1 pseudogene is annotated in these 250 nt (G+C 60.4%); it reads left to right on the top strand.

Going from position 1 to position 250, the window contains the following annotated elements:
• Window positions 1–250: pseudogene (locus tag E1297_RS48670) on the top strand (hypothetical protein); the annotation flags it as partial.

The following is a 250-nucleotide window of genomic DNA, read 5'->3' as shown; positions in this document are numbered from 1 at the left end:
GTGACGACATCATCGTTGGCTCGTCCGAAACCGACGTCATCGATGGCGGCGACGGGAACGACACGCTGTCCGGAGGCGGCTTCGATGACGGCTGGCAGCACCTGCGTGGCCATAACGGAAATGACACGTATCTGTATGACCAGAACAGCGGCAGGGTGCTTGTCAGCCGGGCGGCAGAAGGCGCGGACCAGGGTGATGACCGGTTTGTGTTCACCGATCTGGTTCTGTCCGATCTGACCCTTGAGCTTGA

The sequence above is a fragment of the Roseibium sp. RKSG952 genome (assembly GCF_009711355.1).
This window is presented reverse-complemented; position numbering and strand designations above follow the sequence as displayed.